Raw genomic sequence first — 20,077 nt, 5'->3', positions numbered from 1 at the left:
ACCGGGCATTCGCACCCGTCCCGAAAGGCCCTCCCGTGAGCATCATCTCCGTCGACACCGAACTGCTCCAGCTCAAGTCCGCCAACGTCCAGGCCACGGTCGAAAGAATCAGCGCCGACGTCCAGGCGATGCGGCACGGCCTGGACGAGCTCCAGGCCAGCTGGCGCGGATCAGCCGCCACGAACTTCCAGGCCCTGGTGGCGGAGTGGACCCTGACGCAGGGGAAGGTGGAGGCCTCGCTGGCGTCCATCAACCTGGCGCTCAACTCCGCCGCTGCCAGCTACGCCCAGGCTGAGCTGAACAACGCCCAGCGCTTCAGCTAGCCCGCGAAAGGCCAGGGCCGCTGCGGCTAGCCCACGGGCCCGCCGCCACGCTGCTGCCACTCTGCGGGCCGCGGAACGGGCCTTAGGCGGGCCGCTAGGCCTCCCTGGTGCCCTGATGGAACCGGAGGCGCCACTGGGCGCCGTCACGGACCCACAGCGAGCTACGCAGTGCCGTCCCGGTGCGGGTGTGGCTGCGGTAGGTCAGGAGCACGGCGTCCTCGCCTAGGCGGTCGGCGGCCAGTAGTTCGAGGTCGGTGGCCATGCCGGGGTCGTCCTCAAGGGCCATCATCATTTCGTCGCGGGTCCAGAGCCGTCCGGAGCTGCCGATCTCGGTGAAGTCCGGGTGCAGCAGCACTCCGGTGCGGCCCAGGTCGGCCCTGGTTTCGGGGCGGAGCAGTTCACGCTCCAGCGCCTCGACGTGTGCTTCCGGGCTCTGGTCCGGGGCGGCCGCGGCGGCGCGGGATTCCTCTTCCAGCTCGCTGAACAGGTCGGGTTCCGCGAAGAGGGTGGACTCACCGAAAAGGGCGGGCTCTGCAATCGGGGCCCGGGACCCGGCGGCGGGTGTGGCGGCGCCGGCAGGTGTGGCCGCGGCGACCGGCTGCGGAACCCGGGGGGCCTCGCCCGCGGCCGCTGCGCTGCTGTCTCCGGCCCGGACGTAGCCGGGCCCCTGCCGCACGGCCACGCCCTGCTGGTGGGCGGTGGCTGCGGCCCGGGCACGGTCGTCCGCCGCCTCGTTGAGCTCGTGGCCGGCGTGCCCGCGGACCCATTCGAACGTGTACTTGCGCCCGGTGAGCGCCTGGTCGATCTCCTTGAGCAGCTCGACGTTGAGCACGGGTTTGCCGTCGGACTTCCGCCAGCCCTTGCGCTTCCAGCCCGGCATCCACTTGGTGACCGAGTTGATCACATACTGGCTGTCGCACAGGATGTGCAGGTGCTCGTCGGGGACATGTGCCGTGGCCCGGAACAGGTCCAGGACAGCCATCAGCTCACCCTGGTTGTTGGTCCCGTGCGGCCAGCCGCCGGCACGCCAGCAGTCATCGTCTACATACCAGGCCCAGCCGGCCGGGCCGGGATTTCCTAGGGCCGAACCGTCGGCCGCTGCTGTAATCGTCACTGCACCATCCTGCCAGACGGAAGCCGTCACCCCGCCCGGCCGGGCCGCCGATGCCCGCTGTTAACGCCGACGGCGGCCCCACCAGTAGTGGGACCGCCGTCGTCGAACGTGCCGTCGCTGACAGGAACCTGCCAGGCCAGGCGTTCAGGGCCTGAGGGCCGGGTGGTTAGAAACCGCCCATGCCGCCCATGCCGCCCATGTCGTCGCCGCCGCCCATCGGGGCGCCGGCCTTCTCGGGCTTGTCGGCCACAACGGCCTCGGTGGTGAGGAACAGACCGGCGATGGAGGCCGCGTTCTGCAGGGCAGAGCGGGTCACCTTGACCGGGTCGTTGATGCCGGCAGCCAGCAGGTCGACGTATTCGCCGGTGGCAGCGTTCAGGCCGTGACCGGCGGGCAGGCCGCGGACCTTGTCGACCACAACACCGGGCTCGAGGCCGGCGTTGAAGGCGATCTGCTTCAGCGGGGCGTCGATGGCTACGCGGACGATGTTCGCGCCGGTTGCCTCGTCACCTTCGAGCTGCAGGTTGGCGAACGCCTTGGCGCCGGCCTGGATCAGGGCCACGCCGCCGCCGGCGACGATGCCCTCTTCCACGGCAGCCTTGGCGTTGCGGACAGCGTCCTCAATGCGGTGCTTGCGTTCCTTGAGCTCAACTTCGGTTGCGGCACCGGCCTTGATGACTGCAACGCCGCCGGCCAGCTTGGCCAGGCGCTCCTGCAGCTTCTCGCGGTCGTAGTCGGAGTCGGAGTTTTCGATCTCGGCACGGATCTGGGAGACGCGGCCTGCGATCTGGTCGGCGTCGCCGGCACCTTCGACGATGGTGGTCTCGTCCTTGGTGACAACAACCTTGCGGGCCTTGCCCAGCAGTTCGAGTCCGGCGGTCTCAAGCTTGAGGCCGACTTCCTCGGAGATGACCTGGCCGCCGGTGAGGATGGCGATGTCGGCCAGCTGCGCCTTGCGGCGGTCGCCGAAGCCCGGTGCCTTGACGGCGACGGACTTGAAGGTGCCGCGGATCTTGTTGACGATCAGCGTGGCCAGGGCCTCGCCCTCGATGTCCTCGGCGATGATCAGCAGCGGCTTGTTGGACTGCATGACCTTTTCGAGGACAGCAACCAATTCCTTGACGTTGGAGATCTTGGAGTTGACGATCAGGATGTACGGGTCTTCAAGGACCGTTTCCTGGCGCTCGGCGTCAGTGACGAAGTACGCGGAAATGTAGCCCTTGTCGAAGCGCATGCCCTCGGTGAGCTCGAGCTCGAGGCCGAAGGTGTTCGACTCCTCGACGGTGATGACGCCTTCCTTGCCGACCTTGTCCAGGGCTTCGGCAATGAGTGCACCGATTTCGTTGTCACCGGCGGAGATGGACGCGGTGGCGGCGATCTCTTCCTTGGTTTCGATTTCCTTGGCGGAGGCCAGGAGTTCGGTGGTGACGGCCTCGACGGCCTTCTCGATGCCGCGCTTGAGGGACAGCGGGTCAGCGCCGGCCGCGACGTTGCGCAGGCCTTCCTTGACGAGCGCCTGGGCGAGCACGGTGGCCGTGGTGGTACCGTCACCGGCGACGTCGTCRGTCTTCTTGGCRACTTCCTTGACCAGCTCGGCGCCGATCTTCTCGTAGGGGTCGTCCAGTTCGATCTCCTTGGCGATGGAAACACCATCGTTGGTGATCGTGGGGGCGCCCCACTTCTTTTCGAGGACGACGTTGCGTCCACGCGGGCCGAGGGTGACCTTGACGGCGTCGGCGAGGATGTTCAGGCCCCGCTCAAGACCGCGGCGTGCCTCTTCATCAAATGCAATGATCTTGGCCATAACGGCAGTAGTCCTTTCGGGACAGTCGTTAAGAATGGACCTTCAGCTGCGGTGCCCGCGACGGACGATTCCTGCCCGGCAGCCTCTGTACGCCGCCGGGCCGGGGATCTCACCCCAGCCAGGTATTTCTCTCGCTCCCGGTCAGCCCGCCACCACGCCGCGACCGGCGGAACCGGGCGTCGGGTTAGCAGTCCATACGCGGGAGTGCTAACTCAATAATTAGCACTCCCCCGGGGAGAGTGCAAGCAGTGGGGGCGTGGAAGTCCGCCGTCGGGCGGCGCTCTTCGCTACGAGCGATCAGGAGCCGGTGCTGCGGGCCGTTTCGCTGCCGGTCATCGCGGCCTTGTTGTCCGCCCCGTAGGTGTAAACCATGTAGGCCGCGGCCGTAACGTCGCCGTTGCTGTCGAAGTTGATCGGCCCGGAGGCGCCGTCGTAGTCAGGTTGTTTGCCGGCGTGGAGGGCGGTGATGCAGTCCTGGTAGGACGCGCAGGCCGTCGCCGCGCCGGAGTTGCCGGCGTCCGGCGCTGTCCCGCCGGAGACGCTCACCAGTTTGGCGGCGATCGAGGCACCGGCGTCATCTTCGGCAGCGGCTGCGGCGAGGGCCGCGAGGTTGACGGCGTCGTAGGTCTCGGCCGCGAAGGCCATGTCCTTCAGGCCGGGGTCCACGGCCACCAGCGCGGCCTGGAAGTGCGCGGAGGGGAACGTGCCGGGGAGGATCCCGCGGGCGCCGTCCAGTGCCCTGGCGCCGAGGGCGTCACCGTATTGGTTGACTGCGCCGTCGCTGAGGATGAGTTTCTTGCCGGCCAGGCCGGCGTTGTTCAGTTCGGCGATGGCGCCCTGCGCGCCGCCACGGGCCACCAGGACGACGGCGTCCGGGGCGGCCGCCTTGGCAGCCGCGGCCGCCTGCTGGGCATGGCCGGCGGTGAACTCCGCGTCGACCGAGGTGCCGAGGCCGGCGCCTTTCGCCGCGGCCGCGACGGCCACGGACACCTCTTTGCCGTAGTCGCCTTCCTCGTGCACCACGGCGATGGTCTTGGCGCCCCCGTCCTTGGCGAGCTTGACCAGCACCGATGCCTGCGCAATGTCAGCGGCGGCGGTACGGAAGTAGTAGCCGTCGCTCTTGTATTTGCTCAGCCCGGGCGCGGTGTTCGCCGGGGAAATCATGGCCACCTTGGCGTGTGCCAGGACATCGATGGCGGCCGCCGCCCTGCTGGAGTCAGTGGGGCCGATGACGACGTCGGCCTTGGCCGCCACGAGAGTCTTGGCCTGGGCGGCGGTGTCTGTGCCGACCGATGCCGGGAGCAGTTCCACCGGGCGTCCCTTGTGTCCTCCGGCCGCGTTGATCTCCTTGACGGCCAGCTTGGCCGCGGCCAGCTGGGGGGCGTTGAGGAAGTCCTGGGGGCCGGTGTTGTCCAGGATCAGGCCGATCCGCAGTGTGCCGTCCCCGCCCGCTTCAACTGCCTCCACCCGTGCATTGCTGCCGGGGCCGGCGCAGGAGGCCAGGGCGACAGCCGTGGCCAGGCCAACGGCGGCCACCCGGCTAAAGCGCTTGAGCTTCGCGGCGGGGTCACGGGGGCGGGCAGCGGACGCGGTCGAGGGGAACTCCACTAGGCGGGCCGGACGCTTTCGGCCTGCGGGCCCTTCTCGCCCTCACCGACTTCAAGTTCCACCCGCTGGCCCTCGTCGAGCGCGCGGTAGCCCTCGCCGGCAATCGCCGACCAGTGCACGAACACGTCCGCTCCGGAGCTGTCCACGGTGATGAAGCCGTAGCCCTTTTCCGCGTTAAACCACTTGACGGTCCCCAATGCCATGTTCTCCACACTTTCAGCTAGCTTGCTTGCGGCCCACCCCAGTGTGTGCCGCAGTCCGTGAAACGAAGCCCGCAGACACTCTACCCACAGCCTCCCACCCGGTCCCGGGCCGGTGCCCGGGTGCCGTGCGAATAGTTATTCAGGCGTAACCGAAACAGAACGCCGGCGGCCCTACTTGAAGCCGGGCCCCAGGACCACAACCAGCGGGAGCTGGAAATCGGCGGAGTTCACCAGCGTGCTAATTCCCAGGAGGGAGCCCAGCTCCTCGGCGCTGGCCTTCTGGGCCGCACCGTTGTAGAACACCACGGAGGTCTGCTGGGGCGCTCCGCTCCAGTTGCCCACCTGGCCGGGCGTCCATCCGGCCGCGGTGACGGTGGAGGCGACCCTGCCGGCGAGTCCGGCTGTCGCGGTGCCGTTGTAGATGGTCACCGGTTGCGTCTTGTCCACGGCGGCGCTCGGAGTGGCCGACGCAGCCGGCGTGGAGGACGCCGGCGAGGGCGTTGCGGTCGGTTTGCTGCTGGCCGACGGCTTGGCCGCGGCGCTGGGTGCCTGCGATGCCGCAGCGTTGCTGCCGGCCTGGTCAGCGGACAGCGAGCCCGTGCCGGGTCCGAAGCCCAGCTTGGGCAGCAGGAGGAAAGCGACAAGGCCGATGGCCAAGGCGGCCACCCCGACGGCCAGGATCGGAATCAGGCGGCGGGTGGAAGGGGTGGCGACTGTACGGTGGACACCCTGCCGGGCGGATGCCTCCGGGATCCGGTCAAATTCGTCCCGAGCGTATTTGGTCATGGTAAAACGACGTCCTTGCTGATTTCTGGCTGACGGCCCGACGCCGGAAACCGCGCGGCTTTCCGCGCTTCCGGCCCGGCCTTACGCGGTTTTTACGCGTCTGAGCCTAAACGGCGTGCCGTGCGGGCACGTTGTCGTGACGTACGTAGTCTACGCAATCTCTTGACCAGCATCGGATCGTGGGCCAAGGCCGCTTCGGTGTCGATCAGGGCGTTGAGGATCTGATAGTAGTGCGTGGCCGAGAGATCGAAGAGTTCACGGACGGCCTGTTCCTTGGCCCCGGCATACTTCCACCACTGCCGCTCCAGCGCCAGCATTTGCTGGTCCCGGCTGCTCAGGGGCGAGTCTTCGGAGACCGCCGTCCGCACCGCGTCGACGTCCTCCGCCGGCAGGTACTCGCGTGCTGCTTCGGCCACTGCGCACTCCTAGTTCGTCGGGGACGGGGGGTCATTGGGGTTGGCGTCTTTGGGGACGGCACTCCCCCTATGTTACGGCCGAATAACAGGCTTGTCATTCAACGGGCGGGAGGGTCCCAACGGCGCCTTCGGCCGCCCTGCAAGAATGGGGTGGTGCCTGATTCGTTTCCTCCCGACACCCTTTTCGACGTTGAGCCCGCAGGCGGCCAGGCCGCGGACTTTGCCGCCCTCGCCGGCCTGCCGCTGGCCGGCCTGATGGCGACGGACTGGGCCGAGGCGCTGCGCCCCGTCGAGCCGGAGCTCCGGTCTGTCCTGGATTTCCTTGCCACCGAGGCCGCAAGCGGCCATGAGGTGCTGCCGGCGCCGTCGAACGTCCTGCGGGCCTTCCGGCAGCCGCTGGCAGGGGTGCGGGTGCTGATCGTCGGCCAGGATCCCTATCCGACGCCCGGGCACGCTGTTGGATTGTCGTTCGCCGTGGACGGCGCCACCCGGCCCGTCCCGCGCAGCCTGGCCAACATCTACAAAGAGCTCGACGCCGACCTGGGGCTGCCGCCGCGGGTCCACGGCGACCTCGGCCGCTGGTCCGACCAAGGTGTGCTGCTGCTGAACAGGGTGCTGAGCGTGCGGGCCGGAGCGGCGGGATCGCACCGCAACAAGGGCTGGGAGGCGGTCACGACCGCCGCCATCCGCGCCTTGGTGGACCGGACCGGTACCGACGGCGGCCCGGTTCCCCTGGTGGCGATCCTCTGGGGCAAGGACGCCGAAGGGGTGCGGCCGCTGCTGGGGTCCGCCGCGGTGATCGCCAGCGCCCACCCGAGCCCGCTGTCGGCCTCGCGCGGGTTCTTCGGTTCCCGGCCGTTCAGCCGTGCCAATGAGCTGCTCGCGGGCCAGGGTGGCGGCGCCGTGGACTGGGAGCTCCCGCCGCTGCCTTGAAAGGTTTGTGGCTAGGCTTAGCTGCATGACCAGCGTCCCCGCCGCCACGACCGCCAACCGGAACTCCCGGCCCCAGACCAACCTCACCGTCCTGCGCCGCGAGCAGCTCTCCCCGCACATGGTCCGGATCGTGGCCGGCGGTCCCGGTTTCGCCGGCTACGTCAACAACGGGTACGTGGACCGGTATGTGAAAATTGCGTTCCCGCAGCCCGGGGTCTCCTACCCGCAGCCGCTGGATCTCTGGGCGGTCCGGGAATCCCATCCCCGCGAGCAGTGGCCGTACACCCGGACGTACACGGTCCGCTGGGTGGACACCGCGGCCGCCGAGCTCGCCATCGACTTTGTGGTCCACGGCGACGAAGGGCTCGCGGGCCCCTGGGCCGCGTCGGCCCGGCCCGGGGATGAGCTTGTCTTCACCGGTCCCGGCGGCGGATACAACCCCGATCCGACGGCCGACTGGCACCTCTTCGCCGGCGACGAGTCGGCGTTGCCCGCGATCAGCGCGGCCATCGAGTCCCTTCCGCGCGATGCCCGCGGCCTGGCCTTCCTCGAGGTGGACGACGACGCCGACGTCCTCACTCTCGAGGCGCCCGCCGGCGTGGAGCTCCACTGGCTCAGGCGCCGCGGCGTTCCGGCCGGGAACAGCAGCGTGCTGGTGGAGGCCGTGCGCGGCGCCCGGTGGCCGGAAGGCCGCGTCCACGTGTTCGCCCACGGGGAGCGCGGCTCCATGAAGGGGCTGCGCGAGGTGTTCTTCACAGAACGCGGCCTGGAACGCGGGCAGGTCTCGCTCTCCGGCTACTGGGCCAGCGGGCGGGTGGAAGACGACTTCCAGGCCGAGAAGAAACTGCCGATCGGCAAGATCTAGCCCCGGCCCCCGCCTAGCGGCGCCGGGCCCGGCGCCGCTCGTTGCTGGCCAGGCTCCGGGTCAGGGGCCGGGCCAGCGTGTCGCCGAGCACAATGCCGGCCGCGACGCCCAGGACGATGGCCCCGGCGTTCAGCATCCCCACGGCACCGGTCAGGATGGCCGATTCCTCGATCGTCAGTACATACATGGACCGGAATATAGTCAGTCCGGGCAGCAGGATAAGGGCCGCCGGAACGGCTACCACCAGCTGCGGGGCACCCATCCGGAGCGCCACCACCCGGGCGAGGAGCCCGATCACCACAGCCGCCAGGGCCGGGGAGAACCGGGGGCCGATGCCGGCAGCCGTGCCGCCGATGAGGGCCAGGTGGCCGATGACACCGACCGCGGCCGTCGGCAGCAGCAGCTTCAGGGACGTCTGTTCGGTGACGCCGATAGCGACGACGGCGATCGCCACCAGAAGGACCAGCACCCATAACGGATACCTCGACGGGAATGTTTCGGTGACGTCGATGGACCGCATCCCGGTCATGGCACCTACCACAAAGCCCACCGCGATGCCGGAGACCAGGGCGCCGAACGTGAGCATGGTGGAGAGGAACCGGCCGGCCGCCGTGACGGGGAAGCCGTTGATCGCATCCTGCACCGATGAGACGAGCCGGCCCGTGGGGAGCAGCAGCAGGATCCCGCCGACCACCACGATGGCGGGGGCGATCTGGATCCCGACGGGGCTGCCGAACCGCCACAGCAGCAGCGCGACGAGCGTGACGACAAAGGAACACGCCGCCGTAACGAAGAAGTCCGGGGTGCGCCACCGGCCCAGTTGCCGGGCGAGCAGGCTGACCAGGAGGTTGGAGAGGAAGGCGACGGCCGAGGCAGCGAGCCCGCCTCCGAGCACACCCACAAAGACGGCGGAGAACACGCCGAACGCCACGGTGACCATCCAGCGCGGGAAGGGTTTCGAGCTGTGGGTGATCTCTTCGAGCCGGCGCACGGCCTCCTCGCGTCCCACACCCCCGGCCACGATGTCCGTGACCAGCTGGTGGACTTCGGCCAGGCCGGCGTAGTTGTTGGTCCACGAGCGCACCACCCGCAGCAGGGTGATGGGGGTCTGGTCCTTCGGGGCGTAGTTGATGGCCACCGACTGGTTGGTGATGTCCACCTCGATGTTCTTCAGCCCCAGCGCCGCGGTGATGGCGATGATGCTGGTCTCCACTTCCAGGGCGCCGGCACCGTAACGGAACATGGATTCGGCGAGCTTGAGGGCGAAGTCAATGGTTTTCCGGGCGGAGGCATCGACGCCGCCCACCTGGATCATCGGGTTGGCGTACGGGCTGCCGGCGAGCCGGTCCACGATACTCAGCGGCGCGGTGGGCGGGTTTTCACCCTGGACCAGCCGGCGGAGCATACGTTTGGCCGCGGCGTTTTGCCGCACCTGCAGGGGCGACATCGGCTCGGTCTTGGGCAGGCCGTCGGTCTGCGGCCCGCGGCGGCCGTCGGGGGTTTTTGTCATTCCGGCCTCCTCACTTCACCCTGGGGCGGTCTAGTAGAACTGCTGGCCCGTGCGCCGGGTGTACAACTGGCGGGCGACGCGCTCCCCCGCCGCCATCCACGCCTTGTATTTCAGCGGGCTCAGCACCTGGTCGTAGCAGCCGACGAAATCGGTGACGGTCTTGCTGAAGCTGGTCTTGAACAGGCCCAGGCCGTGGAAGGGGTTGGAGGTGTCCTTCAGCTTGTCGCTGGGCGGTGTGCCGCAGAAGTCATATTCCGTGCAGCCTAGTTCCTTGAGCTGGTTGATGGCCGTCCACTGGACCAGGTGCGAGTCGCCGTACTGGCTCCTTTTCTGCAGGGACCCGCCGTCCTTGTAAGTGCCCTTGCGGCCGTAGTTGATCACAAAGGCGCCCACGGAGGGGACACCGTTTTCGTAGACGAAGAGCAGGCGGCCCTGGCCGCGGGCCAGGAAGTTGGTCCAGAACTGCCGGTAGTAGTCGTACTCCCGGACGCGGACCTGGGACTTGGCCTCGACCGTGTTGGTCATCAGCGCGTACATGGCCTGGAAGTTCTCCTCCCTGGGCTCGACGTTGTGGACCTCGACGCCCTCGCGGATGGCCCGGCGGACGGCGTTGCGGCCGCGGGAGTGCAGGTTGCGGAGCAGCTGGTTTTCCTGCGGTTCGATGTCCAGCAGCGCCGTGGAGTCGTTGGGCTGCAGGTTGTGGGTCTTGACCAGCCCCGCGCCCTCGATGACCCGGCGGGCGTCGTCGGAGAGGACGATGTCCGGCTCGATCTTGATGGCAAAAACTCCGAGCCGGGCACGCTTGACGAACTCGGCGTTGGCCGCCGCGATGCCCGGGATGTCCTCCACCGAGGCCACATCCGGGCCCTTGATCAGGTACCAGAGTTTGCCGAGGACCGGAAAGGACTTCTCGAGGACAAGGTTGTAGCTGGTGTAGTCCGCCGTCTCATAGACCAGGTGAAGCGGTTTCCAGCCGAAGTGCTGTTTGACCTCGGCGAAGGCTTCGGATTGAAGCAGATTCCCGCCGTTGGGGTTCGCGGTGACGTGTGCGTCCCAGTTGGCGACCTCTTCGGCGGAGGCAAAGCGGGCAGTGAATTCACGCAAGGGTGCGGTATCCAATCTTCGCGGAACGAGCTTCGGCGGCATGGCTGGCATGCAGATTCAAGTCTATCGGGAGGCGGGCACCGTCCCGGTCCCGCGACGCTGTCGGCGGCGCCGTCGGGCGGCACGGTCCGGTTTAGGCTGGAGGTATGTACGCGCACCCTGAACCGCCCGCCGTCGGCCCGCACGCCACCGAAGGCACGGTGCAGGACGCGCGCCCCGGTGCCCAGTGGCTGGCCTTGCTACTGTTCCTGGGCGCGTCGGCCCTCGTCGCAGCGCTCGGCGGGCTGGCCACGGCCGGCAACGTCAACGGCTGGTACGCGGACGCGGACAAGGCGCCGTGGTCCCCGCCGAACTGGCTTTTTGGCCCCGTCTGGACCATCCTCTACATCGCCATGGCCGTGGCCGCCTGGCTGGTCTGGCGCACACGGGCCCGGGCCGGCAGGGCCGCGCTCGGGGTCTACGCCGTGCAACTCGTGCTGAACCTGCTGTGGACGCCGGTGTTCTTCGGCCTGTATCCGGCCTTGGGCACACCCGCCCTCTGGGTCAGCTTCGGCATCATCGCGGCGCTGGCGGTGATGGTGGCCATCACGGTGCTGCGTTTCGGCCCGATCAGCCGCACGGCAGGGCTGTTGCTGCTGCCGTACCTCTCCTGGGTGGTGTTCGCCTCATCGCTGAATCTGTGGGCGGCGCTGCACAACTAGGCCGGCTCTGCACAACTAGGGAATCAGCATTCGACGACGTTGACGGCGAGGCCGCCCATCGCGGTTTCCTTGTATTTGGAGGACATATCCTTGCCGGTTTCGCGCATGGTGATGATGACTTCGTCGAGGGACACACGGTGGGTGCCGTCGCCCCAGAGGGCCATTTTGGCGGCGTTGATGGCTTTGGCCGCGGCAATGGCGTTGCGTTCGATGCAGGGGATCTGGACGAGGCCGCCGATCGGGTCGCAGGTCAGGCCGAGGTTATGTTCCATCGCGATTTCCGCGGCGTTCTCGACCTGGGCCGGCGTTCCGCCCATGACTTCGGCGAGGCCGGCGGCGGCCATCGAGGACGCGGAGCCGACTTCGCCCTGGCAGCCCACCTCGGCACCGGAGATCGAGGCTTGTTCCTTGTAGAGCACACCGACGGCGCCCGCGGCCAGGAGGAACTTCACGATCGTCTCGTCGCGGTCGGCCTGGGTGGCCTGGTCCATGCCGGGGGCGAAGTGCAGGGCGTAGTAGAGCACCGCGGGAATGATCCCGGCGGCCCCGTTGGTTGGCGCGGTGACGACGCGCCCGCCGGAGGCGTTTTCCTCGTTGACGGCCAGGGCGATGAGGTTCACCCATTCCTGCCAGTATTTCGGGTCGCGGTAGTCGGGGTCCTGGCCGGGGGTTTCCTTCAGGAGGCGTTCGTGCCAGTCAGGGGCCCGACGTCGGACGTTCAGCCCGCCGGGGAGCAGCCCCTCGCGTTTGAGGGAGGTCTCCACGCAGCCTTCCATCACGGCATAGATGTGCAGGAGCCCGGCGCGGATCTCCTCGGCGGTCCGGGCCTCTTCCTCGTTGACGCGCATCACGTCGCTGATGCCTAGTCCGGTGGTCTGGCAGTGGGCCAGCAGTTCCGCGGCGGTCCGGAACGGCAGCGGCAGTTCCTTCTTGGAGGCGTCGAGTTCTTTCAGGGCCGCGTCCTCCTCGCCTTCGCGGACGATGAAGCCGCCGCCGACGGAGAAGAAAGTCGCCTGGTGCAGGACGGTGCCGTCGGCGTCGGAGACCGTGAAGGTCATCCCGTTCGTGTGCCGCGGAAGGACGGTCAGGGGGCGCAGGACCATGTCCTTCACCCCGTAGGGCAGCACAACGGTGCCGGCCAGTCGCAGGGTCCCGGTTTCGGCGATCGCGGCGAGCCGGTCCTCGACTTCCTCGGGGAGGATCAGTTCCGGGTGGTAGCCCTCCAGTCCGAGCAGGATTGCCGTCATGGTTCCGTGGCCGTGTCCGGTCGCGGCCAGGGACCCGTAGAGATCCACGCGCAGGGATGCCACGGCATCGAGGTCCCCCGAGGCCTTGAGTTCTTCGGCAAACACCGCGGCCGCGCGCATCGGCCCCACCGTGTGGGAGCTCGACGGGCCGATCCCAATGGAGAAGAGATCAAAGACGCCTACAGCCATGGCCGGGTTTCCTAACTGGGGATGAAAAGTGGAGTGGTGTGAAAAGAGGTGCCCTTGGAGGGGATGCCCCGGAGGGCGGAATGCCACCGGTGGGCCGGCGGCCCGGGGCCGATCCGGAAAGATCGGCCCCGGGGTGATATCAGCCTAGCTTGGCAACCGACGGGTAGAGCGGGTGCGCGGCGGCGAGCGCCTCCACCCGGCTGCGGAGTCCGCTCAGGTCCGCTCCGGCGTCGGCCGTCAGCGCCTCGGCGATGATGTCCGCAACCTCGGCGAACGCGGCTTCGCCGAAGCCGCGGGTCGCCAGGGCCGGGGTGCCGATCCGCAGCCCGGAGGTCACCATCGGCGGGCGCGGATCGAACGGCACGGCGTTGCGGTTGACCGTGATGTCGATCGCGGCGAGCCGGTCCTCGGCCTCCTGACCGTTGAGCTCGCAGTCGCGCAGGTCCACCAGGACCAGGTGCACGTCGGTCCCGCCGGACACCACGTTGATGCCCTTGGCGGTGACGTCCGGCTGGACCAGGCGCTCGGCGAGGATCCGGGCGCCGGCGAGGACACGTCCCTGGCGTTCTTTGAACTCCTCGGACGCGGCGATCTTGAACGCCACAGCCTTGCCCGCGATGACGTGCTCAAGCGGGCCGCCCTGCTGGCCGGGGAACACCGCGGAGTTGATCTTCTTGGCGATGTCGGCGTCGTTGCTCAGGATGATCCCGCCGCGCGGACCGGCGAGGGTCTTGTGCGTGGTGGAGGTGGTGACGTGGGCGTGCGGGACCGGCGAGGGGTGCAGCCCGGCCGCGACCAGCCCGGCAAAGTGCGCCATGTCCACCATCAGGTACGCGCCCACCGAATCGGCGATCCGGCGGAACTCCGCGAAGTCCAGCTGCCGGGCGTACGCGGACCAGCCGGCCACGATCAGCTGCGGCTTGTGCTCCTGGGCCAGGCGCTCCACCTCGGCCATGTCGATCCGGTGGTCGTCCTCCCGCACCTGGTACGGGATCACGTTGTAGAGCCGGCCGGAGAAGTTGATCTTCATGCCGTGCGTCAGGTGCCCGCCGTGGGCCAGGTTCAGGCCCATGATCGTGTCACCGGGACGGATCAGGGCGTGCATCACGGATGCGTTGGCCTGCGCGCCGGAGTGCGGCTGGACGTTCGCGAATTCGGCACCGAACAGGGCCTTGACCCGGTCGATCGCCAGCTGTTCGATGACGTCGACGTGCTCGCAGCCGCCGTAGTAACGCTTGCCCGGGTACCCCTCGGCGTACTTGTTGGTCAGCACCGACCCCTGCGCCTGCATAACGGCGGCCGCGGTGTGGTTCTCCGAGGCGATCATTTCGAGGCCGTCGCGCTGGCGGGTGAGTTCGGCATCGATCGTCGCCGCGATCTCCGGGTCCAGGGCGGACAGGTCCGCGTCCAGCGACGGCGAGACGACCTGCTCGAACGCTACGGTGCCGGCCATCGCGGAGGCGCCGCTCACAGCTCGCCGCCGTTCTTGGATGCGTACTCCTGTGCGGACAGCAGCGGGCCTTCGGACTCCACGGCTACCTTGAACAGCCAGCCCGCACCGTACGGATCACTGTTCATCAGCGCGGGATCAGCGACGACGGCGTCGTTGATCTCGAGCACTTCGCCCGTGACGGGTGCGTACAGGTCGGACACGGACTTGGTCGACTCGACCTCGCCGCAGGTCTCGCCGGCGGTCACCGCGGAACCAACCTCGGGCAGGTCAACGTAGACGATGTCGCCGAGGGCGTCAGTGGCGACGGCGGAGATGCCGATGGACACGGTGTTCGATCCCGCGTCCCGGGCAACCCACTCGTGCTCGTCGGAGTACTGCAGTTCAGGGGCAACTTTTGCCATGGTTTTTTCCTTTGCGTTTGAAAGTCATGGGCCACGTTAGCTGTGGCCGGGTGGGGTGGCGGGGGAGGCGATTCCTCCGCATGCTCGCTCGTTCCTCGCTTAGACGCATGCTTCCGGAATCCCCTCCCCCGCCGCTATCCAGTTCCGTTTTCGGGGCCAACAGTTCTCCGGAAAGAACCAGTGGCCGTTCGTGTAGCACCTTGGAGTTCCAATGCACCCCCAATGGCGCTTGGAACGGAAGGGCGGCTGACCTTGAGGGGCTGGCTGGCCGCGGTTTTCGAAAGCGTGCGTCTAAGCGAGGGACGAGCGAGCACGCGTGAAAACCGGGGCCTGCCGGTCCCGGACTCGGGAACCGCTGCGGCCGGACGGTCCCGGAGCCAGCCTCGGCTCCGGGACCGGAGGGCTACTTCTGGCGCTTGTAGAACGGCAGTGCGACAACTTCGAACGGCTCGGCCTTGCCCCGGAGGTCGACGTCCAGGGCCGTGCCGGGCTCGGCCAGCTCGACGTCGACGTAGGCCATGGCCACCGGGTAGCCGAGGGTCGGCGAGGGCTGGCCCGAGGTCACTTCACCGACGACGGCGCCGTCCTTGAGGACCGGGTAGTGGCCGCGGCCGGCCCGGCGGCCCAGGCCCTTGAGCCCGACGAGCTTACGCCCGGTGGTGGACCCGGCGCCGGCTTCCTTCAATGCCGCCAGGGCTGCTTTGCCCACGAAGTCGCCTTCCTTGGAGAGCGCGACGACGGGTCCCAGGCCAGCGGAGTAAGGGTTGCCCTCGCGGGAAAGCTCGTTGCCGTAGAGCGGCATGCCGGCCTCCAGGCGCAGCGAGTCGCGGCATGCGAGCCCCGCCGGTGTCAACTCGCCGTCTTCGGCGATGGCGAGCAGCGCCTGCCAGAGGGCGGCGGCGTCGTCGTTCGGGACATAGATCTCGAAGCCGTCCTCGCCGGTGTACCCGGTGCGGGCCAGCAGCAGCTCCTGGCTCGTGCCGGCGACCATAAAGGGGACCTCGACGGCGGCGTAGTACTTCAGCTCCGTGACGAGCCCGTGCTGGGCGGCCGGGACCAGGCGGAGCAGGATTGCTTCGGCTTTGGGGCCCTGGACCGCGATGAGGGAGGTCTCGGCGGAGACGTCCTCTACCGTGACGTCGAAGTTGGCAGCCCGTTCGGCGAGCGCGGCGGCGACCACCTTGGCGTTGCCGGCGTTCGGGACGACGAGGAACTTCTCGTCGCCGCGGCGGTACGTGATGAGGTCATCGATGATGCCGCCGTCTTCCTGGCAGATCAGCGAGTATTTGGCCTTGCCCACGGCCATGGCGGAGAGTTTGCCGGCGAGGGCGTAGTCGAGGAACGCGGCGGCGTCCGGGCCGGTGACCCAGACTTCGCCCATGTGGGAGAGGTCGAACAGGCCCGCTGCGTTGCGGACGGCGTGGTGCTCGGCCAGTTCGGAGGTGTACTTCAGCGGCATCTGCCAGCCGCCGAAATCGGTGAAGGACGCGCCGGCCTTCTTGTGCTCTTCGTACAGAGCCGTGTAGTTCTCAGTCATCGGTGGCTGTCCTTAGTTGGCGGAGTCGGAGGTGGCGGAGTGGTCTGCGGTGTCCTCTTCGAAGGCTTCGAGGGGAGGGCAGGAGCAGATGAGGTTACGGTCGCCGGCAGCGCCGTCGATCCGGCCGACCGGCGGGAAGTACTTGTCCTGGCGGAGGGTGTGGACCGGGAACACGGCCTGCTCGCGCGGGTAGGCCCGGTCCCAGTCGGTGGACACGGCGGCCGCGGCGGTGTGGGGTGCGTTGCGCAGCGGGCTGTGCTCGACGGTGAATTCGCCGTGGGCCACCTGGTCGATTTCCTTGCGGATGGTGATCATGGCCGTGATGAACCGGTCGATCTCGCCCAGGTCCTCGGATTCGGTGGGCTCCACCATCAGGGTGCCGGCCACCGGGAACGCCAGGGTGGGGGCGTGGAAACCGTAGTCGATCAGGCGCTTGGCGACGTCCTCGGCGGTCACGCCGGTCTTGGCCGTGAGTTCGCGCAGGTCCAGGATGCACTCGTGCGCCACCAGGCCGCCCTCACCGGTGTAGAGCACCGGGAAGAACTCGTTGAGCCGGGTCGCGATGTAGTTCGCGGCGAGCAGGGCGGACTTGGTGGCCTCGGTCAGGCCGGCACCGCCCATGAGCTTCACGTAGGCCCAGGAGATCGGCAGCACGCCGGCCGATCCGTAGCGGGATGCGGAGATCGGGGTGCCGTCGGCGCCGTTGGCGGGATCCGCGGCGTTGCCCGGCATGAACGGTGCCAGGTGGGCCTTGGCTGCGACCGGGCCGACGCCGGGTCCGCCGCCGCCGTGCGGGATGCAGAAGGTCTTGTGCAGGTTCAGGTGCGAGACGTCGCCGCCGAACTGGCCCGGCTGCGCGAGGCCGACCAGGGCGTTCAGGTTGGCGCCGTCGATGTAGACCTGGCCGCCGGCAGCGTGGATGGCGTCGCAGACTTCGCGGACGTCGGCGTCGTAGACCCCGTGGGTGGAGGGGTAGGTGATCATGATGCAGGACAGCGCGTCGCGGTGCTGTTCGATCTTGGCGGTCAGGTCGGCGTGGTCGATCGTACCGTCGGAGGCCGTGGCCACCACTACGACCTTCATGCCTGCCAGGACCGCGGAGGCGGCGTTGGTGCCGTGCGCCGAGGCCGGGATGAGGCAGACGGTGCGCTGGGCGTCGCCGCGGGAGAGGTGGTAGCCGCGGATCGCGAGGAGCCCGGCGAGTTCGCCCTGGGAGCCGGCGTTGGGCTGGATGGAGACCTGGTCGTAGCCGGTGATCTCGGTCAGCTGTGCCTCGAGGTCCTCGATCAGTTCGCGCCAGCCGGCGGTCTGGGACTCCGGGGCGAACGGGTGGATGGAGGCGAACTCCGGCCAGGAGACGGCTTCCATCTCGGCGGTCGCGTTCAGCTTCATGGTGCATGAGCCCAGCGGGATCATGGTGCGGTCCAGGGCCAGGTCCCGGTCCGAGAGGCGCCGGATGTAGCGCAGCAGCTGGGTTTCGGAGCGGTGGGTGTTGAACACCGGGTGCTGCAGGTAGTCCGAGGTCCGTTCGACGGCGGAGTCCAGGGCGAAGCCTGCGGCATCCTCTGAATTCTTGTCTACGACAGTCGCGCCGAAGGCGGCGACGACGTCGGCGACGATCGCCGGCGTCGTGGCTTCGTCAGCAGAGATACCGACGGTGTCGGCGTCGATGGCGCGCAGGTTGATGCCCTTGGCGTCGGCGGCGGCGATGATTCCGGCGGCGTTGCCCGGCACGGACACGGTGACGGTGTCGAAGAAGGAGGTGTGCAGCACGTCCAGGCCGGCAGCCTGGAGCGAGGCGGCGATGGTCTTGGCGTGGCCGTGGGTGGTCTCGGCGATGGCCTTGAGCCCGTCGGGGCCGTGGTAGACGGCGTAGAAGGACGCGACGATGGCCAGCAGCGCCTGGGCGGTGCAGATGTTGGACGTGGCCTTCTCGCGGCGGATGTGCTGCTCGCGGGTCTGCAGCGCCAGCCGGTAGGCGGGGATGCCGGCGTTGTCCTTGGAGACGCCAACCAGGCGGCCGGGCATGGAGCGCTCCAGGCCCTTCTGGACGGCCATGTAAGCCGCGTGCGGGCCGCCGAAGAACAGCGGCACACCGAGGCGCTGCGCGGAGCCGACGGCGATGTCGGCCCCCTGCTCGCCGGGAGGGGTGATCAGGGTCAGGGACAGCAGGTCCGCGGCCACGGTGACGAGGGCGCCGCGTTCCTTGGCCTCGGCAATGACGGCGGTGTGGTCGAAGACGCGGCCGGAGACGCCCGGCTGCTGCAGCACGACGCCGTTGATAACGCCCTTGGGCAGGCCCTTGGACAGATCGGCGACCTCAACTTCGAAGCCGAGGGCCTCGGCGCGGCCCTTGACGATCGCGATGGTCTGCGGGAGGCAGTCGGCGTCGAGGACGGTCTTGCCGTCGTGGGCGGCCTTGTTCTTGTTGGCCCGGCGCATCATCAGGACGGCTTCGGCAACGGCGGTGGCTTCGTCCAGGAGCGAGGCGTTGGCGATCGGCAGGCCCACGAGGTCCTGGACCATGGTCTGGAAGTTCAGCAGCGCCTCGAGCCGGCCCTGGGAGATTTCCGGCTGGTAGGGCGTGTAGGCGGTGTACCAGGCCGGGGCCTCGAGGATGTTCCGGCGGATGACGGCCGGGGTGACGGTGTCGAAGTAGCCCTGGCCGATCATCTGGACGGCGGTCTTGTTCTTCGAGGCCAGCGTGCGCAGCTCGGCGAGGACTTCCACTTCGCTGAGCGCTACGCCCAGCGCCAGGTCAGAATCCTGCCGGATGTCCTTCGGTACGGCGGTGTCCACAAGGTCGTTGACGGTGTCGTAGCCGACTGCCTTGAGCATGGCGGCGACGTCGGCCTGGCGGCGGGCGCCAATATGCCGGTCAACGAAGGACGTGGAGGCTGAGGTAACAGTCACTAGGAACTCCATAACTAAGGCGGCGCACGGTACGCCACATTGATTCGGGTTCCTCCCCGCTCTGTATTGGACCTGAGAGTTTCCGCGCAGCCGCTATGCGGGGCTCCGCTTGCACCGTCGGTGAGCACGTCGCGTCAGATAACGCACGTGCTACTTTCCAGAGTTGCCTTGCCGCGGCGGTACATGGGCCTGAGAGATTCCTGGGGAGGATTTGCTCCTACGGCGCCTGCTTGTACCTACTTGCAGAACTCTCCCGCCGCAGATCAAAGGCATATTCAATTGCTCGTGACCATAGTCACAGACTTATTGTCCTACGCCGGGGGCAAGGTCCGCAAACCAGTGACGCCGGAGCCGCGACATATACGGCCCCGCCCGTCAGCCGCGCAGCCGTTCGACGGCGGCCAGCAGGCTTTCGACGTCGCCCGCCATTTCCGTCGGCGCCCCGCCCGGTCCCCGGGCGAGCATCGCATTGAAGTACAGCCCGTCCCCCAGATAGAGAACGGGCTTGGCCATCGCGGGGCCGACGTCCGCCGCGAGGAGGGCCAGCCAGCTCGCCTGCACGCCTGCCATCCGTTGCAGGGTCTCGGCGTGTGCCACTTCGGCCAGCCGGGTGGCGGCCACAAAGACCCGGTCCAGTGGGGTGTCGGCCCACACCGAGGACTTGATGAAGTACGCGGCGGCCCCTTCGGGCGCAGCGGCCATGGCGGCGAGGTCGTCGGCGAGGAGCCGGTCCAGGCGCTCCAGCAGCACCGTGATCATGGCGTCCTTGGTGGGGAAATGGTACAGCAGACCGCCCTTGGAGACGCCGGCCAGCCTGGCTACCGCGTCGAGGGTGGCGGCCCGCTCCCCCTCGGTGATGAGCAGGGACTCGAAGGCGTCGAGGACGGCTTCACGGGCGACGGGTTTTCTGGCCATGGCTCCCATCATGCCCGGCGCACCGCCAATTTCTTAACTGTACCGTCCAGACGGT

Annotated in this window: 18 protein-coding genes and 2 riboswitches; of the genes, 4 read left to right on the top strand and 14 right to left on the bottom strand. The window is 68.3% G+C overall.

All coding sequences use genetic code 11. From position 1 onward, the window contains the following. The first annotated feature begins 35 nt into the window (after positions 1-35). The gene (locus AC1DBE_RS06595) at positions 36-323 is read left to right on the top strand and encodes a WXG100 family type VII secretion target (RefSeq protein ID WP_476879093.1); all 288 of its coding nucleotides are present in this window, start codon (positions 36-38) and stop codon (positions 321-323) included. Positions 324-417: 94 nt separating this feature from the next. Here the strand turns inward: AC1DBE_RS06595 and AC1DBE_RS06590 are convergent, their stop codons facing one another. The 6 genes from AC1DBE_RS06590 to AC1DBE_RS06565 all read right to left on the bottom strand — a co-directional run bounded on the left by AC1DBE_RS06590 (position 418) and on the right by AC1DBE_RS06565 (position 6,254). After that, positions 418-1,437 carry an RNase H family protein gene (locus AC1DBE_RS06590; protein ID WP_476879092.1) on the bottom strand — a complete coding sequence of 340 codons (1,020 nt, stop codon included), beginning with the start codon at positions 1,435-1,437 and terminating at the stop codon, positions 418-420. Positions 1,438-1,603: 166 nt separating this feature from the next. Further along, a complete protein-coding gene (gene groL, locus AC1DBE_RS06585) occupies positions 1,604-3,241 on the bottom strand; it encodes a chaperonin GroEL (RefSeq protein WP_476903619.1) in 1,638 nt (545 codons plus the stop codon). Between the two features lie 297 nt (positions 3,242-3,538). Further along, the gene (locus AC1DBE_RS06580) at positions 3,539-4,777 is read right to left on the bottom strand and encodes an ABC transporter substrate-binding protein (RefSeq protein ID WP_476970102.1); all 1,239 of its coding nucleotides are present in this window, start codon (positions 4,775-4,777) and stop codon (positions 3,539-3,541) included. 71 nt (positions 4,778-4,848) lie between these two features. Then, positions 4,849-5,052 carry a cold-shock protein gene (locus AC1DBE_RS06575; protein WP_476879090.1) on the bottom strand — a complete coding sequence of 68 codons (204 nt, stop codon included), beginning with the start codon at positions 5,050-5,052 and terminating at the stop codon, positions 4,849-4,851. A 171-nt stretch (positions 5,053-5,223) separates the two neighbouring features. Continuing rightward, complete coding sequence (locus AC1DBE_RS06570; RefSeq protein WP_476969992.1) at positions 5,224-5,838, bottom strand: LytR C-terminal domain-containing protein; 615 nt, start codon at positions 5,836-5,838, stop codon at positions 5,224-5,226. 92 nt (positions 5,839-5,930) lie between these two features. After that, positions 5,931-6,254 carry a DUF3263 domain-containing protein gene (locus AC1DBE_RS06565; protein ID WP_476969991.1) on the bottom strand — a complete coding sequence of 108 codons (324 nt, stop codon included), beginning with the start codon at positions 6,252-6,254 and terminating at the stop codon, positions 5,931-5,933. Between the two features lie 153 nt (positions 6,255-6,407). On the opposite strand from AC1DBE_RS06565, the gene AC1DBE_RS06560 reads away from it, so the two are divergent. Beyond that, a complete protein-coding gene (locus AC1DBE_RS06560; protein ID WP_476879087.1) occupies positions 6,408-7,187 on the top strand; it encodes a uracil-DNA glycosylase in 780 nt (259 codons plus the stop codon). A 25-nt stretch (positions 7,188-7,212) separates the two neighbouring features. Then, positions 7,213-8,052: a siderophore-interacting protein gene (locus AC1DBE_RS06555; RefSeq protein ID WP_476969990.1), complete on the top strand. Its 840-nt coding sequence runs from the start codon at positions 7,213-7,215 to the stop codon at positions 8,050-8,052. A 13-nt stretch (positions 8,053-8,065) separates the two neighbouring features. Here AC1DBE_RS06555 and AC1DBE_RS06550 read toward each other — a convergent pair whose 3' ends face one another. Both AC1DBE_RS06550 and AC1DBE_RS06545 read right to left on the bottom strand, forming a co-directional pair. Further along, positions 8,066-9,562: a threonine/serine exporter family protein gene (locus tag AC1DBE_RS06550; RefSeq protein WP_476879085.1), complete on the bottom strand. Its 1,497-nt coding sequence runs from the start codon at positions 9,560-9,562 to the stop codon at positions 8,066-8,068. A 30-nt stretch (positions 9,563-9,592) separates the two neighbouring features. Beyond that, complete coding sequence (locus tag AC1DBE_RS06545) at positions 9,593-10,666, bottom strand: lipid II:glycine glycyltransferase FemX (protein ID WP_476969989.1); 1,074 nt, start codon at positions 10,664-10,666, stop codon at positions 9,593-9,595. Between the two features lie 146 nt (positions 10,667-10,812). Between AC1DBE_RS06545 and AC1DBE_RS06540 the strand changes: the two genes are divergently transcribed. Next, on the top strand, positions 10,813-11,367 hold the full coding sequence (locus AC1DBE_RS06540; RefSeq protein WP_476969988.1) for a TspO/MBR family protein: 555 nt from the start codon (positions 10,813-10,815) through the stop codon (positions 11,365-11,367). A gap of 23 nt (positions 11,368-11,390) precedes the next feature. Here AC1DBE_RS06540 and AC1DBE_RS06535 read toward each other — a convergent pair whose 3' ends face one another. The 6 genes from AC1DBE_RS06535 to AC1DBE_RS06510 form a co-directional block, all read right to left on the bottom strand. Continuing rightward, positions 11,391-12,803, bottom strand: coding sequence for an L-serine ammonia-lyase (locus AC1DBE_RS06535; RefSeq protein ID WP_476969987.1), 1,413 nt, complete (start codon positions 12,801-12,803; stop codon positions 11,391-11,393). Positions 12,804-12,942: 139 nt separating this feature from the next. Beyond that, complete coding sequence (glyA, locus tag AC1DBE_RS06530; RefSeq protein ID WP_476970101.1) at positions 12,943-14,256, bottom strand: serine hydroxymethyltransferase; 1,314 nt, start codon at positions 14,254-14,256, stop codon at positions 12,943-12,945. A gap of 14 nt (positions 14,257-14,270) precedes the next feature. Further along, a complete protein-coding gene (gene gcvH / locus AC1DBE_RS06525) occupies positions 14,271-14,657 on the bottom strand; it encodes a glycine cleavage system protein GcvH (RefSeq protein ID WP_476903622.1) in 387 nt (128 codons plus the stop codon). A gap of 403 nt (positions 14,658-15,060) precedes the next feature. Next, the gene (gene gcvT, locus AC1DBE_RS06520; RefSeq protein WP_476969986.1) at positions 15,061-16,194 is read right to left on the bottom strand and encodes a glycine cleavage system aminomethyltransferase GcvT; all 1,134 of its coding nucleotides are present in this window, start codon (positions 16,192-16,194) and stop codon (positions 15,061-15,063) included. A 12-nt stretch (positions 16,195-16,206) separates the two neighbouring features. Then, positions 16,207-19,119, bottom strand: a complete 2,913-nt coding sequence (gene gcvP, locus AC1DBE_RS06515; RefSeq protein ID WP_476969985.1) for an aminomethyl-transferring glycine dehydrogenase — start codon at positions 19,117-19,119, stop codon at positions 16,207-16,209. Between the two features lie 39 nt (positions 19,120-19,158). Then, positions 19,159-19,273: riboswitch (glycine riboswitch) on the bottom strand. Between the two features lies 1 nt (position 19,274). After that, positions 19,275-19,373: riboswitch (glycine riboswitch) on the bottom strand. Between the two features lie 109 nt (positions 19,374-19,482). Next, positions 19,483-20,022, bottom strand: coding sequence for a TetR/AcrR family transcriptional regulator (locus tag AC1DBE_RS06510; RefSeq protein WP_476879919.1), 540 nt, complete (start codon positions 20,020-20,022; stop codon positions 19,483-19,485). Positions 20,023-20,077: the final 55 nt, after the last annotated feature.

It is taken from the genome of Arthrobacter sp. 10T416, assembly GCF_056394165.1.
The sequence above is the reverse complement of the archived record's forward strand: the minus strand, read 5'-3'. Positions and strand labels throughout refer to the sequence as shown.

Coding starts and splice junctions, on each gene's coding strand:
- AC1DBE_RS06575 (WP_476879090.1), bottom strand. CDS start 5,052: ATGGCATTGGGGACCGTCAAGTGGTTTAACGCGGAAAAGGGCTACGGC.
- AC1DBE_RS06570 (WP_476969992.1), bottom strand. CDS start 5,838: ATGACCAAATACGCTCGGGACGAATTTGACCGGATCCCGGAGGCATCC.
- AC1DBE_RS06555 (WP_476969990.1), top strand. CDS start 7,213: ATGACCAGCGTCCCCGCCGCCACGACCGCCAACCGGAACTCCCGGCCC.
- AC1DBE_RS06550 (WP_476879085.1), bottom strand. CDS start 9,562: ATGACAAAAACCCCCGACGGCCGCCGCGGGCCGCAGACCGACGGCCTG.
- AC1DBE_RS06540 (WP_476969988.1), top strand. CDS start 10,813: ATGTACGCGCACCCTGAACCGCCCGCCGTCGGCCCGCACGCCACCGAA.
- AC1DBE_RS06535 (WP_476969987.1), bottom strand. CDS start 12,803: ATGGCTGTAGGCGTCTTTGATCTCTTCTCCATTGGGATCGGCCCGTCG.
- glyA (WP_476970101.1), bottom strand. CDS start 14,256: ATGGCCGGCACCGTAGCGTTCGAGCAGGTCGTCTCGCCGTCGCTGGAC.
- gcvH (WP_476903622.1), bottom strand. CDS start 14,657: ATGGCAAAAGTTGCCCCTGAACTGCAGTACTCCGACGAGCACGAGTGG.
- gcvT (WP_476969986.1), bottom strand. CDS start 16,194: ATGACTGAGAACTACACGGCTCTGTACGAAGAGCACAAGAAGGCCGGC.
- gcvP (WP_476969985.1), bottom strand. CDS start 19,119: ATGGAGTTCCTAGTGACTGTTACCTCAGCCTCCACGTCCTTCGTTGAC.
- AC1DBE_RS06510 (WP_476879919.1), bottom strand. CDS start 20,022: ATGGCCAGAAAACCCGTCGCCCGTGAAGCCGTCCTCGACGCCTTCGAG.